15 protein-coding genes are annotated in these 13,621 nt (G+C 66.9%); 3 read left to right on the top strand and 12 right to left on the bottom strand.

Translation table 11 applies throughout. The features are described 5' to 3' along the window. Positions 1-28: 28 nt before the first annotated feature. The 10 genes from FVP33_RS04995 to FVP33_RS04950 all read right to left on the bottom strand — a co-directional run bounded on the left by FVP33_RS04995 (position 29) and on the right by FVP33_RS04950 (position 9,634). Positions 29-685, bottom strand: a complete 657-nt coding sequence (locus FVP33_RS04995; protein ID WP_147782546.1) for an RraA family protein — start codon at positions 683-685, stop codon at positions 29-31. After that, the gene (locus FVP33_RS04990; protein ID WP_147782545.1) at positions 685-1,008 is read right to left on the bottom strand and encodes an L-rhamnose mutarotase; all 324 of its coding nucleotides are present in this window, start codon (positions 1,006-1,008) and stop codon (positions 685-687) included. Before FVP33_RS04990 ends, FVP33_RS04995 begins: the two co-directional genes overlap by 1 nt. Before the next feature lie 21 nt (positions 1,009-1,029). Then, a complete protein-coding gene (locus FVP33_RS04985; protein WP_187270580.1) occupies positions 1,030-2,133 on the bottom strand; it encodes an enolase C-terminal domain-like protein in 1,104 nt (367 codons plus the stop codon). Between the two features lie 31 nt (positions 2,134-2,164). Continuing rightward, a complete protein-coding gene (locus FVP33_RS04980) occupies positions 2,165-3,250 on the bottom strand; it encodes an enolase C-terminal domain-like protein (RefSeq protein WP_147782543.1) in 1,086 nt (361 codons plus the stop codon). Next, positions 3,247-4,248 carry an aldo/keto reductase gene (locus FVP33_RS04975; protein WP_342779846.1) on the bottom strand — a complete coding sequence of 334 codons (1,002 nt, stop codon included), beginning with the start codon at positions 4,246-4,248 and terminating at the stop codon, positions 3,247-3,249. Before FVP33_RS04975 ends, FVP33_RS04980 begins: the two co-directional genes overlap by 4 nt. Next, positions 4,245-5,117, bottom strand: a complete 873-nt coding sequence (locus tag FVP33_RS04970; protein ID WP_246142179.1) for a fumarylacetoacetate hydrolase family protein — start codon at positions 5,115-5,117, stop codon at positions 4,245-4,247. The genes FVP33_RS04975 and FVP33_RS04970 overlap by 4 nt, the downstream gene beginning before the upstream one ends. Further along, positions 5,117-6,439: an enolase C-terminal domain-like protein gene (locus tag FVP33_RS04965; RefSeq protein ID WP_147782542.1), complete on the bottom strand. Its 1,323-nt coding sequence runs from the start codon at positions 6,437-6,439 to the stop codon at positions 5,117-5,119. The genes FVP33_RS04970 and FVP33_RS04965 overlap by 1 nt, the downstream gene beginning before the upstream one ends. A 15-nt stretch (positions 6,440-6,454) precedes the next feature. After that, positions 6,455-7,384 (bottom strand): carbohydrate ABC transporter permease, encoded by a 930-nt coding sequence (locus tag FVP33_RS04960; protein WP_147782541.1) that lies wholly within the window; start codon positions 7,382-7,384, stop codon positions 6,455-6,457. Continuing rightward, positions 7,381-8,277, bottom strand: a complete 897-nt coding sequence (locus FVP33_RS04955; RefSeq protein WP_147782540.1) for a carbohydrate ABC transporter permease — start codon at positions 8,275-8,277, stop codon at positions 7,381-7,383. Before FVP33_RS04955 ends, FVP33_RS04960 begins: the two co-directional genes overlap by 4 nt. A gap of 70 nt (positions 8,278-8,347) precedes the next feature. Then, entirely contained in the window at positions 8,348-9,634 is a 1,287-nt protein-coding gene (locus tag FVP33_RS04950; protein ID WP_147782539.1) for a sugar ABC transporter substrate-binding protein, read from the bottom strand. 183 nt (positions 9,635-9,817) lie between these two features. Here FVP33_RS04950 and FVP33_RS04945 point away from each other — a divergent pair, with 183 nt between their 5' ends. Both FVP33_RS04945 and FVP33_RS04940 read left to right on the top strand, forming a co-directional pair. Further along, positions 9,818-10,570: an SDR family NAD(P)-dependent oxidoreductase gene (locus FVP33_RS04945; protein ID WP_147782538.1), complete on the top strand. Its 753-nt coding sequence runs from the start codon at positions 9,818-9,820 to the stop codon at positions 10,568-10,570. A gap of 94 nt (positions 10,571-10,664) precedes the next feature. Beyond that, complete coding sequence (locus FVP33_RS04940; protein ID WP_147782537.1) at positions 10,665-11,435, top strand: GntR family transcriptional regulator; 771 nt, start codon at positions 10,665-10,667, stop codon at positions 11,433-11,435. Here the strand turns inward: FVP33_RS04940 and FVP33_RS04935 are convergent. Further along, positions 11,419-12,150, bottom strand: coding sequence for a DUF4386 family protein (locus FVP33_RS04935; protein ID WP_147782536.1), 732 nt, complete (start codon positions 12,148-12,150; stop codon positions 11,419-11,421). The genes FVP33_RS04940 and FVP33_RS04935 overlap by 17 nt on opposite strands. Before the next feature lie 127 nt (positions 12,151-12,277). Further along, positions 12,278-12,985, bottom strand: a complete 708-nt coding sequence (locus FVP33_RS04930) for an alpha/beta hydrolase (RefSeq protein WP_147782535.1) — start codon at positions 12,983-12,985, stop codon at positions 12,278-12,280. 287 nt (positions 12,986-13,272) lie between these two features. On the opposite strand from FVP33_RS04930, the gene FVP33_RS04925 reads away from it, so the two are divergent. Then, complete coding sequence (locus tag FVP33_RS04925; protein ID WP_147782534.1) at positions 13,273-13,614, top strand: YciI family protein; 342 nt, start codon at positions 13,273-13,275, stop codon at positions 13,612-13,614. The last annotated feature ends 7 nt before the right edge of the window (positions 13,615-13,621 follow it).

The following is a 13,621-nucleotide window of genomic DNA, read 5'->3' as shown; positions in this document are numbered from 1 at the left end:
ATTTATCACGTCAAGCGCCCGGCGAGGTTCACAGGATCCGGTGCCGATCCCAGACCGCGCGCAGGGACTCCCCCGCCAGCAGCTCGGCCAGCACCGTCGACTCCTTCGAGGCCCTCAGCCTCGCCGCGGCGAGCACCTCGAACTCCCGCTCGCGAGGGATCACCACCGCGCCATCGTCGTCCGCCATCACGAGATCGCCGTCCGCGATGCGCACTCCCCCGATCGTCACGGTCGTGCGCGACTCCACCATGGCCATGCGTCGGCGATAGTCGATCGGTCGCCGGGACCTGGAGAAGGCCGGGAATTGGAGCGCCGCGATCCGCTCGGTGTCCCGCAGATTGCCGTCGGTCAGCACCCCCACGACGCCCGCGCCGATCGCCGCCGCGCTGAACAGCTCGCCCCAGAAAGCGGAGGCGTCGCTCTCGGCCGTCGCGAACACGACGAGCTCGCCGCGACCGAGACCGGCGATGAAGTCGATCGCGGCGCCGTATGGATCCTCCGGCTCATCATGCTCGCCAGGCGCGAACCTCGCCGTCGCGGCACGCCCGAACGCGCGGGACCCGGCAACCACCGGCGCGAGGCGTCCCTGGAGCACCTGGGAGCGCAGCCCACACTCGTCGAGGGAGTCGCTCAGCATCGCCGTGCTGAGTCGCTCGTCTCCCGGTGCCGGCTCGAAGGCCGCCATCAGTGAAGGTGGAACAGTTCGGGAATCTCTTTCCACCACTCTCCTTCGGCCCGGTCGTCGACGGGACGCTGGAGCGGCATGCAGACCGCCCACCACTCCTGGGTGGCCGGGTCGGCGGCCATCGCCGCCATGTCCGCGTCGAAGTCCTCCCCCACGTACTCCAGGTACGAGAACAGCAGTTCGCCGTACCGGTAGATCGAGTAGTTCACGATGTTGCTGGCCGAGAGTCGAGCCAGCACGGCCGGCCAGACGGCGGCGTGCAGGCTCTCGTAGCGTTCGACGCTCTCGGGCGGCAGCCCGATCACCGATGCGATGCGTTTCATGCGATTCCCTATCCTCTGAGGTCAGACCAATTCCACGGTCGCGTCGTCGATCGCGTCCCAGTCGTACACTGCTCCCAGACCCGCGGCGTCTGGCGCGTAGGCGTAACCGTCCCTGATGTCGAGGGGCTCGGCGAGGCCGAAGTCGAAGTCCTCTGTCGGGTACAGCAGCTCGAACCAGCCCGTGTTGGATATCGCCAGCGAGGTGTGCAGATTGGCGAGCTCGAGCGGGTGGTACAGCGCGGTGTGCAGCTCACAGGTCAGGCCGAACGCCTCAGCGGTGTGCGCCGTCTTGAGCGACGAGGTGATGCCGCCGCGCCAGGATGGATCCGTGCGCACGATGTCCACCGCGCCGCTCGCGATGAACTGTGCGGTGAGGTGGCTCCCCCCGGCGATGGTCTCGGTGCCGGCGATCGGGATGTCCAGCTTGTTCGTCAGCTTGATGAGCGACTGCACGTCATAGTCGTACACGGGTTCCTCGAACCACAGGTAGCCGAGGGATTCGAGGACTCGCCCCACCCGCAGCGCCTCCTCGTAGCTGTGGGTTGCGACCGGGTCGGCCATCAGGGCGAATTCGCTGCCGACCGCCTCCCGCACGGCGGCGTACACCTCGAGGTCGACCGCCGCCGGGCCGGGAGGATGCACCTTGTAGCCGCGGAAGCCCCTGGCCTTCACCTCCAGCGCCTGCGCCGCGTACTGCTCTGGCGTGTCGAGGAACATCGAACTGACGTAGACGGCACGACGCTCCGCGGCCGTGCCGATGAGCTGGTGGATCGGGAGCCCGGCGCGAAGCCCCGCGATGTCCCAGGAGGCGATGTCGAACGGCCCGTAGGCATAGATGGGGGAGTGGTTCCAGCGTCGGTCGAACCAGCGGAACTCGGTCGCGTTCTGCTCGCGGGCCATCGGGTCGCGGCCGAGGAAGAACGGCCGCACCTGCGCGAACGCCCGGGCCGTGACCCGCGCGTCGAGCCCGCCGGAACCGAACGAGACGCCGGTGATTCCCTCGTCGGTCTTCATCGAGATCACCACGACCTCCGGGGCCGTTCCCCCGCTGAGCCGGGCGCCGTCCACCGCGTCACCCACGTTGCCTGGGCTGCAGGCCCTGATCTCTATCTCGGTGATCCTCATCGATCCTCCTGTCGTGCGGCGGTGGGCCCGGTCAGTCGGCGAGCGCCGCGGCGAGCGGTGCGGGCACCCCGTCGCCCCAGGCCTCCTCGAAACCGACGCCGGGAAGCGTCGGAGCATGGACGTTGCCCGAGGCATCCACCTCGGCGGGCCGGCGCACCGGGTTCGACACGATGAGCGACTCGTAGTACGTGGTGTTGCTGATCGACATGCAGAGGTGCCGACTGGTCTCCCCCGGCCCGTGCACCTCGGCGCGCAGCAGGAAGGCATCGGCCAGATGGGCGGTGCGCATCGCGCCGGTGAAGCCGCCCCGCAGCCCGGTGCTCGTGCGCACGGCGGCCGCGCAGCCCGCCGCGATGAAGTCCGCGGTCTTCATGTGCGAACCCTCCGCGACCTCCGCGACGATGAGCGGGACATCCACTCGCTCGGCCAGCCACTTGTAGGCCGTCACGCTGAACTCGCGCATCGGCTCCTCGTACCAGAGGTAGTCCGCGTCGCTCAGCGCCTTGCCGAGATAGGTCGCGTCGAGCAGGTCGAAGCCCGCCGATCCGTCGAACATGAGGGGAACATCCGGGCCGACGTGCTCGCGCAGCGCCTCGGAGAGCCGGGCATCCTTGCGGGCGTCGCCCCAGGCGTGGAGCTTGATCGCGGGGAAGCCGAGCTCGAGGCACTGGTCGGCGACGTCGAGGTACTCCTCGATCGAGCCGAAGGTGACCGTTGACGCATAGGCGGGCAGCGACTCCCGGTACGAGCCAAGCAGTTGGTACACGGGCAACCCGACGGCCTTGCCCGCAAGGTCCCAGAGCGCCACGTCCACGATGCCCTGCACGAAGACCGGAAAGCGGTCGATCCGGTCGAGCTCCCAGATGCGATCCCAGAGCAGCTCGCGGGCGATCGGATCCCGGCCCACCAGCTCCGCCCGGATGCGGCGGTCGACGACATCCTGCAGCATCGCACCGCGCAGGGCGAAGGCCAGGCCCGAGACACCCGTGTCGGTGCGGATCACCAGCCACGCGCCATCCGCCGCCGGCTCGGAACCGGGCAGACCGGCGCGCCAGACGAAGGGAGGCTCGTGGGCGGGAACGGCCACCCGAACGACGTCGACGGCGGTGATGATCATGGTGTTTCCTCTTTCGTGGGGAGTGGCGCGTCCGCCCGGAGCAGGCCGGCCGAAGCGAGGTCTGCCCAGAGCGAATCGGGGATGGTCAGGTCGAACAGGCCGGCGTTGCGGCGCACTTGCTCGGCCGAGCGTGCGCCGGTGCACACGGTCGCGACCGCGGGATGTCCGAGAGTAAACTGCAGGGCGGCCGCCGGCAACGAGACGCCGTTGGCCTCGCAGACGTCGGCGATCGCGCCCACCCGGGCGAGCAGCTCGACCGACGCGGGGGCATAGTCATAGGTGCTGCCGGGCGCCGGGCGGTCCCGGGCCAGCAGGCCGGAATTGAACACCGCCGCAGCCACCACCGAGACCCCTCGGGCGGAGGCCGCCGGCAACAGGTCGTCGAGGGCACCCTGTTCGAGCAGGGTGTACCGGCCCGCGCACATCACCACGTCCAGGTCGGTGTTGAGAACGAAGTCGGCGAGCATCGCGGACTGGTTCATGCCCGCGCCGTAGGAGGCGATCACACCCTCGCGGCGCAACTGGTCGAGGGCGGGGAACGCCCCTTCCAATGCCTCGCGGAAGAATTCGTCCGGGTCGTGCACGAACACGGCGTCGATTCGATCCAGTCCCATCCGTTCGAGACTGTCGTCGAGGGAACGTCGCACACCATCCGCGCTGTAGTCTCGGCGGCGCGCCAGCGGCGAGCGCACGTCGAAACCCTCGTCGTCCGGCTGCACCCCGAGCGGGTTGTCGACGAGCACGCGGCCGACCTTGGTGGAGAGGACGAACTCATTCCGCGGCTTCGTGGCGAGGAACGCGCCGAGCCGGCGCTCTCCCAGCCCGAGACCGTAGTGCGGTGCGGTGTCGAAGTAGCGCACCCCGGCAGACCAGGCCGCCTCGAGCGCACTGGCCGCATCCTCTTCGGTGACCTCGTGACCGAGGTTCGCGAGAGGGGCGACCCCGAACGCGTACGGCCCGACCTCGAGCCCGGCGCGACCCAGCGCCCGACCGCTCACGATCGTCCCTGGCCGACCACCTGGCGCTGGCGACCGAGACCCTCGACCTCGCACTCGACCACGTCCCCCGGGCGGAGGTAGGGGAATCGACCGCTGAGCGCGACCCCCTGGGGAGTGCCGGTGTTGATCACGTCGCCCGGCTCGAGCACCATGTATTGGCTGAGCTCGAAGACCACCTGGGCGACATCGAAGATCAGGTCGGAGGTTGACGAGTCCTGGCGCGGATCGCCGTTCACCAACGAGCGCAGGCGCAGGGCGGAGCCGTCGCCGATGTCGGACGGCCGCACCAGCCACGGTCCAAGCGGGTTGAACGTCTCGCTGCTCTTTCCCTTGCTCCACTGACCGCCCGAGATCTCGATCTGGTACTCACGCTCGGAGACGTCGTTCGAGACCGCGAAGCCCGCGATGTGGGCCAGTGCCTCGGCCGGAGACCCGAGGTAGCGTGCGCGCGTGCCGATCACCACCGCGAGTTCCACCTCCCAGTCGGTCTTCGCCGACCCCGGCGGGATCAGCACCTCGTCGAATGGCCCGACGACGGTGTTCGGATGCTTGAAGAAGATGACGGTGCGCGTGGGAGGCTCCGACCCGGATTCCGCCGCATGGGCCGCGTAGTTCATCCCCACGCAGATCACGGCCTGCGGTCGGGCGATCGGGGATCCGACGCGCAGCCCCGAGCCGTCGGCGGGATCGTCCATCACGGGCAGCCCACCCGCCGCCACGGCCGCGGCCGCGGCATCCAAGCCCCCGGAGGAGAGGAAGTCGCCGTCGATGTCGACGGCGAGCCCCGAGAGGTCCCACAGCACGCCATCGTCGTCGAGAGCCGCGGGACGCTCGGAACCCACAGCGCCCAGCCGCATGAACCTGAGCATCAGCGCGTTCCTCCGCTGGCCTCGATCTCGATCCAGCCGGAGCCGTGCGGGAAGATCCACTCGTCGATGGATGCCGGCAGGACCTCGGCCCCGGAACCCGGCGCGGTGGGCGTCTGGTAGCGGCCGCCCACGATCGACGCCGGGGTCACGAAGTGCTCGTGCAGATGGTCGGCGAATTCGATCATGCGCCCGTCCATGGTGCTCGAGACCGCCACGAAGTCGAACATGGAGAGGTGCTGCACGGTCTCGCACAGCCCGACGCCCCCGGCGTGCGGAATCACCGGGATGCCGAACTTGGCCGCCAGCAGCAGGATGGAGATGTTCTCGTTGATCCCGCCCACCCGGCAGGCGTCCATCTGGAGCACCTCGAGCGACCCGGCCTGCAGCATCTGCTTGAAGATGATCCGGTTCTGCACGTGCTCGCCGGTGGCCACCGGCATCGGGGCGAGCCTGCGGGCGATCTCGGCGTGCCCGAGCACGTCGTCCGGGCTCGTCGGCTCCTCGATCCAGGCCAGGTCGAACTCGGCGAGCTGACTCATCCACTCCACGGCCTCGTCCACGTCCCAGCGCTGGTTGGCGTCGACGGCGATGCGGAAGTCGGGGCCGACGGCGGCGCGGGCGATCGCCAGGCGACGTTTGTCGTCGTCGATATCGGCGCCCACCTTGAGCTTGATCTGGGTGAACCCGTCGGCGACGGCCTCGCGGGCCAGGCGCTCGAGCTTCTCGTCGCTGTAGCCGAGCCAGCCCGGACCGGTCGTGTATGCCGGGTATCCCCTCTCGAGGAGCTCGGCGATCCTCTCCTCGGCGCCCACCTTTCCGGCACGGAGGATCTCGAGGGCCTCCTCCCGGGTGAGGGCGTCGCTCAGGTACCGCAGGTCGATGAGGTCGACGATCTCCTCGGGAGAAAGCGTGGCGAGATGCTGCCAGAGCGGGAGCCCGGCACGCTTCGCCCGCAGGTCCCAGAACGCATTGATGACCGCACCGATGGCCATGTGGATGACGCCCTTCTCGGGCCCGAGCCAGCGCAGCTGCGAGTCGTGGAGCATCTCCTTCCACGTCGCCCCCATGTTGCCGAGGAGCTCCTCGACATCGCGCCCGATGAACCGTTGGGCGAGCACGTCGATCGCGTTGGACTGGATGTCGTTGCCTCGCCCGATGGTGAAGACGAACCCCGCGCCCGCCAGGCCATCGTCGGAGTCGGTCTCGACCACCAGGTAGGCGGCCGAATAGTCGGGATCCGGATTCATGGCATCCGACCCGTCCAGGAAGATCGAGGTGGGGAACCTGATATCGACGGTGCGGATGCTGGTGACGGTGCTCATCTGTGGCAATACTCCTTAGCTCTTCACCGCGCCGGCAAGCACGCCGCGAACGAGCAGGCGTGAGGACGCGATGAAGACGATCAATATCGGGATGGCGAGGAACAGGCTGGCCAACGCGATCTCCGGGCGGCCGATGAGGCTCTGTTGCGCGCCGTTCAACGGGTTCAGGGCCGGACTGGAGGTGAACAGGAACCCGAGGCCGACGGACAGGTTGAAATTCTCCTGCGACTGCAACAGCACGTAGGGCAGGAAGTAGTTCACCCAGGCGGCGCTGAAGCTGAAGAACGCCAGCATGCCGAACAACCCCTTGGAGAGCGGCAACGCGATCCTGAAGAAGGTGGTGAACTCGCCCGCTCCGTCGACCTTGGCGGCTTCATACAGCTCGGTGGGGATCGACGTGGAGAAGTAGATGTAGGCGAGGAAGACCCCGAACGGATAGAACGAGCTCGTCAGGATCACCGACACCGGGTTGTCGTACAGCCCGATCGCGGAGATCTCGACGAACAGCGGCACCACGAGGGCGACCGGCGGGATGATCATCGCGATCAGGGTGATGATCAGCAGCACCCTCTTGAACGGCAGGGTGGTGGCCGCCAGCGCGTAGCCGGCCAGCACCGCCGTGACACACGAGATGACCACGATCGACGCCGTGTAGGTGACCGAGTTCGCCATCCATTTCAGGATGATCCCGTCGTTCTGGCTGAGCAGGTTGTTCCAGGTGGCCCCGTACTGTTCGAAGCTGCCGAACGAGAACGGCGGGTTGTCATTCAACTGTTGGCCCGTCTTCGACGGCGCGAGGATCAGCCAGATCATCGGAATAATGCTGAGGATGCCGAAGACCGCAAGCACGATCCACACCACGACCCGGCCGGTGACAGCTCCCAGGCCGCGGGTGCGAACTATTCCCTCACCGCGTCCGGGAAGGACGATCGATTCTGTTGTCATTTCTTGCCCACCCCAGTGCCCTCGAAGAAGTCGGTTCGGAAGATCACGACGATCGCCGCGATGATGCAGACCACCAGCAGCATCAGCGACAGCGCCGCCGAGCCCGCCAGGTTGTTGCTTTGGAAGGCAAGGTCATAGCTCAGCTGGTTGAGTGACCAGTCCTTCGCGATCCCGGTGTAGACCGAGCCGGAGATCAGTTGCGGCTCGACGAAGACCTGCAGGCCGGCGGCGAACACCAGGATGCCCATGTACACGAGGTACTTGCGGATGAGCGGGAGCTTGATCCGCCAGCCGATCTGCCAGGCGTTCGCTCCATCGATCCGTGCTGCCTCGAGGACGTCTTCGGAGATGGACTGCAAGGATCCGTACTGCACGACGATCCAGTTGCCCGCGCCGACGAAGAAAGCCATCGCCACGAAGATCCAGGCGAGTCCGCCCTGACGCCAGATCTGGTTGCCCTGGGTGATCCCCAGGGCGTGTAATGCGCTCTGGTATGGGCTCAGGGAGGGCTCCAACATGAAGTACCAGATGAGTACAGCGGTGGCCCCGGTCATCGAGGCCGGCACGATATAGGTCAGGCGCAGGGGGAGGTTCCACCTGCCCTGGACGGTGTCCAGGAGAAGAGACATGACCGACACCACGATGATCATGATCGGCACGTACAGCAGCAGGAAGACCACGACGTTCATCAGTGCGGGCAAGAAGCGCACGTCCGCCACGACGTCGGCGAAGTTCTGCAGTCCGCCCGCCGGGTTAACAATGCTCGGCCCGATCGAGGTGATGGTGGCCTGGATGATCGGCCAGATGCCGAACAGGAGCAGCAGGATCAGGTAAGGCGCGAACATGATGCTGCCCGCTAGCAGACTGCGTCGGCTGGATCGTGAGCGCGCCATCGCGTTCCTTTCGTTCGGGACGTCACGGTGCCGGGAGACCGTCGGTCTCCCGGCACCGCAAGGGACGGTGTTACTTGGTTACTACCTTGTAGCCGGACTGCGGAGCGAGCCCCTGGATCGACTTCGCGTAGTCATCGAGCGCGACGCTCAGCGACTTCCCGTTGTTGATGTCCGCCGACAGGGTGGCGCCGAACTGAGCGTTGAACGGGAACCGAACTGGTCGGTCGACCTGCGAGATGTTGTTCGCGCCTGCCGCCATGGCCGTGTACACGTTGTTCGCATAGTAGGCGTCCTTCGAGATGCGCGCCTCCCACAGCTTGTTCGCCGGACCGTAGGCCGGGAACGTCGGTGTGGTCGCCGCGGTTGCCATCCAGTTGGAGGTTGTCATCCAGACTGCAGCATCAGCGGCGGCCTGCGGGAACTTCGAGTGCGACGAGACGGTGAAGACGCCACCGCCGTACGCGCCCGACTTGTTGTCCTTGCCGGTGCCCCAGGCGGGCATGTTGGCGGCGGCGATCTCACCGGCGGGCACGTTCCACGATGCCTGAGGCCTGATCACGAAGTCACCCCACCACGACGGGCCGATGGTCATGGCGACCTTATCCTGCGCTGCGACATCTTTGATGAAGCCGGCATCGAACGGGGACCGCTTGTCGATGACGCCGGCGTCGAGCAGCGGCTGGATTGTTTTGGCCACTCGAGTGCACTTGGAGTCACCGGGGGCGATGCGCACGGTGTTCGCGGCAGTCAGGTCGGCGAGGGGACATTCGCTCGACTGCAGGAATGCTGCGTAGTACAGCTGGTCGCCGTACGCGCCGGCCGAGAAGCCGGTGCCCTTGAGCTTCATCGCGGTGTCAGCGAACTCCTGCATGGTCGTCGGGACGGTGAGTCCCAACTGCGCGAAGATCTTGGTGTTGTACCAGAGCACGGTGTTGGCGAGGTCGTTCTTCAGGCAGTAGTACTTGCCGTCGTACAGGCAGTCGCTGTTGCCCTCCCCGAAGCCATCGAAGATCTTCTTCGACACGAGCTTGGTCAGGTCGGCGGCGTAGCCATTGGATGGATCCTTGAACTGAGCGGTATCGGCTGGCGCGCCGAAGATGATGTCCGGCCACCCCTTCTTCGCGCGGTTGGCCAGCGAGATCTTGGTCTGCGCGTCGGCCTGGGCGATGGTCTCGATCTTGACGTCGACCTTGCCCTTCATCTCCTTCTGGTACTCCGTCGCCTGAGGAATCCGGGGCGTGTCCGCCCAGATCAGGATGGAGGGCTTGCCGCTCGAGGACGGGGCTCCGGACGAGCATCCCGTGAGGGCCACCCCTACCGCCACTACCGCAACGAGCGCCACTGCTAGTCGTTTCATTGGTGCTTCCTTTCATGCCGTGAGGGAACGAAAGAAAGCATCTTCGCTCCGGTGGAAGTCATGCTACATGATTTCGCAGAATCCTATATAGTATTTTTTCATGGCCCATCTTCGAGCCTCGGGACTCTGTCGCGAGGCATCCGGGGAGGGAGAAACTCCTCGATGAAGAGAGCACACCGCACAATGGCTGAAGAACTCACGGGCCTCACCGCCGTCGTCACGGGTGCCGGATCCGGCATCGGTCTCGCCACCGCAACCCGCCTCGCCTCCCACGGAGCGCGGGTGATCGGCCTGGATCTCAACGTCGGCGCCATGGAGGGCGTAGCCGAGTGGATCCACTGCGATGTGGGGTCCGCCGATTCCGTGGCCGCCGCCTTCCTCCAGATCGCTTCGGCCTCCCCGGTGCTCGACATCCTCGTCAACAACGCCGGGATCGGCGCCATCGGCACCGTTGAGGAGGCGACCGACGAGGACTGGGCACTCGTGTTCAACATCAACGTTACGGGAATCGCCCGTGTCTCCCGCGCGGCACTTCCCCTCCTGCGCCTGAGTGAGTCGGCCGCGATCGTCAACACCTGTTCGATCGCCGCGACCGTCGGTCTGCGTAGCCGCGCCGTCTACTCCGCGAGCAAGGGCGCCGTGCAATCCCTCACCCGAGCGATGGCCGCCGACCTCATCCACGAGGGCATCCGGGTCAACTGTGTGAACCCCGGCACCGCCGATACTCCGTGGGTGGCGCGGCTGCTCGATCAGGCCGCCGACCCCTCGGCGGAGCGCGTCGCACTCGAACAACGCCAGCCGAACGGCAGGCTCGTCACCGCGGATGAGGTGGCCGGCGCGATCTGTTTTCTCGCCGATCCGAGCCAGCGTTCCACCACCGGAACGGTGCTCGCGGTCGATGGAGGGATGGACGGCCTCCGGGTCGCCGCACGCTGAAACGCGGCGCGGAGAGTGCTATGCCAGCTTCGATATACGATGATCGCGGGTCTCGCCTCACGGTGACCGCGCACTCAAGTGGGAGGGAAGCGTGATGACCAGGGATATTGCCAGACGACCGCTCGCCGGGCCGCAGCGGCTCGTGCTGGCGGACGGCACCTACGACTCGATCCGCGCGATGATCCTCGACCACGAGATCTCCCCCGGTGAGCATCTGGGAATCGATGAGCTCGCCCGCAGCCTCTCGGTGTCGCAGACGCCGGTGCGTGAGGCGCTCGCCCGGTTGGAGGCCGACGGCCTCGTCACCAAGATCCCGCTTCGCGGCTACGAGGCCACCGACCTGCTCTCCGTGCAGCAGTTCGACGACCTGTTCCAGTTCCGTTCGCTCATCGAGCCGTGGGCCGCCACCGAGGCGTCGCGACGCAGCACTCGCCGCCAGGTCGAGGCTCTCGACGCCGAACTGGCGCGGGCCGAGAGCATCTCCCTCGCCGGGCTGGCCTCCACCTATCCGGAGTTCGTCGAACACGACACACGCTTTCACGCACTCGTCGCGCGCGCATCGGGAAGCCACTACGTCGAAGAGGCGTTCATCCGCACGCACTGCCACATGCATCTGTTCCGGGTCTACAAGGCCACGCTGAACATCGAGGCGAACGCCCCGAGCGAGGGCAAGTTCGTGCAGAACATGTTCGAGGAGTACTACCAGGGCGGCAAGCGCCCGCTGGCGTTGAGCGAGCATGTCGAGATCGCCGCGGCGATCGCCGGGGGCAACGGCGCCGCGGCCGGCGAACTCATGCTCAGCCACATCGAGTCTTCGCGGATGCGGTTCATCCCCGCAGTGGAAGCGCTCAACGCTCAGGTCTAGCGGCGCTCGCAGCGGAGTCGCGGGCGAGCCTGAAGAGCGCCCGGCTCAGCAGAATCAGCCAGAGCATCGTGGGAATCAGCGAGAGCATCGCGATGACGAGGCCGACCGCGCCCACGTTCGACGGCACGAGCATGGTGATCCCGGTGATGATGCCCACGATTCCCGGCAGCCGGCCGAAGATACGATGCCGGCGCATCACCGCCGAGAAGATGAGGGTGCTGATCGCCCCGAGCACGTAGCTGATTCCGAAGGTGCCGCCGTTGTAGAGCGTGAGCAGCGTCTGCCCGGCGCCGACGAGGGCCGCCTTATCCGCCGCCGTGTGAGCGGCCGCGTGCTGGGAGCTCAGCAGCCACATCGAGAACGTCGCCTCGCGCGAGACGACAAAAAGCAGCACACTGAACAGCCCCAGAATCAGCGCCAGCGTCGCCCAGGCCCGTGCGACGCGTTCCAAGCACGCGAACAGAACGAGGTAGAAGGGGATCATCACCAGATAGTCGAGGGTGAGCAGCAGGTCAAGGTCCAGAAGGCCGAGAACGGGGTTGCGCTGGAACAGGTCGAAGTACTCGGGCACGGTCTGGGGCGGCGGAATCAGGATGAATACCAGCGCCTGCACCGGGATCAGCACCGTCACGAGCACGGCGGAGACGGCGGCGAGCCTGACCACCGGGCGCCAGCGCGAGTCGACCTCGGGCGAAGCGATGCGTGCGGTACTCACGGTCTGGACCTCCACGGTGTGCGGAAGCCTCCATCATGGGCGCGCCACCCACCCCCGCGAGGGCCAAAGGGCCCGCGGTGCCGTGCGGTGGCGACGGCAGGCTCGAGCCGCTGGTCGCGCCATCGACTCATGCGCGATGCAACAGCGCCTGCACCTGCTCGACGACCAGGTCGGGCCGAGAGACGAAGGGGTGGTGACCGGTCGGCAGCTCCACGGAGCGGGTCGCTCGGGAAGCGTGGAAGCGCTGCAATTCCACCGAGGTACTGCGGTCCTGCCCGCAGACGATGTAGGTCGAGTCGATCCCCTCCCAGCCCGCGGCGCTGGTGGGAGTCATGAACGCGGCGAGGGCCTGCGCGGTGACACGCTCCCACGCCTGACGCTGGATCGCGACGTCTGCGTCCTGAAGGAAGCGAGCCCCGAACGAGGTCGCGTCGTATCCGGACAGGCCAAGGGTGCCATCCCCGTTGTCACCGATCGACGCCGGGTCGCTCTCGGCGCTCATGATCCCGCCCTGGGATTGCCCGATGTCCGGCAAATAGGACGAGATGTAGAGCAGGTGCGCGACCGCGGGATGATGGCCGGCCTCGGCGATGACGGTGCCGCCATAGGAGTGCCCGACAACGATCGCCGAGTCCGCGTCGTCGAGTTCACGCCGGAGCGCCGCCGCGTCGGCCGCCAGGCCGCCGGCAACCTGCTCCGGGGCCGCCTCACCGCAGGAGGGCAACGCAACCGCTCGGCTGCGGATGCCCGTGCGCTCGTGGAGCAGGTCTGCGGTCCGCTCCCACCACCACAGCCCGTCACGCACCAGGGCTCCGTGCACGAAGATCAGTTCCATCGGGTGTTCCTTCCCTCCACGATTCGGTGGAATTGTACGAGCCGCACACGCGGACGCCGTGTCTCGTGGGCCCGCTCTCCGCTTCTCATCACCTCGACCGTAGGGCTCCGATCGTCTCCCGACGGCGAAATATGCTCACAGCAGAACATGGATCGTCACGGGGCTCTCCTCGACGGCCCGCGTGTCGACCAGGTTGTGGGGTTCCGGGTGGGCCGCTCTCGGAGCACACTGGGAGGCAGCTGGTCGATCCACGCCGACAGAAGCCGCCCGAACAAAGGAGTTGTGAGATGACGCGGTACCTGATCTCGTTCCCCAGCGCTGCGATGGATGTCTCCGAAGAGGAGATCTCCGACGTGGCCCGGGACGCCCATGCCGTCATCCACGAGGCCAGGGCTGCCGGTGTCTACATCTTCGGCGGCGGCGTGAACGAGGATGTCGCCCCTGTCATGGTGGCCGGCGACGGCACGGTCACCGAGGGAACCTACCCGCAGTCGAGGGAGCTCAACGGCGGCTTCACCATCATCGACGTTCCCTCGCGCGAGGCGGCCCTCGAGTGGGCCGCGAAGATCGCGGTCGCCTGCCGCTGCACGCAGGAGCTCCGCGAGTTCCAGTACGATCCCCTCGCCTGACCGGCGA

The sequence above is a fragment of the Lacisediminihabitans profunda genome (genome assembly GCF_008040105.1).
Classification (GTDB): Bacteria; Actinomycetota; Actinomycetes; order Actinomycetales; family Microbacteriaceae; genus Lacisediminihabitans; species Lacisediminihabitans profunda.
Note: the sequence above shows the minus strand (reverse complement) of the source record. Positions and strands in the feature narration are given on the sequence as shown.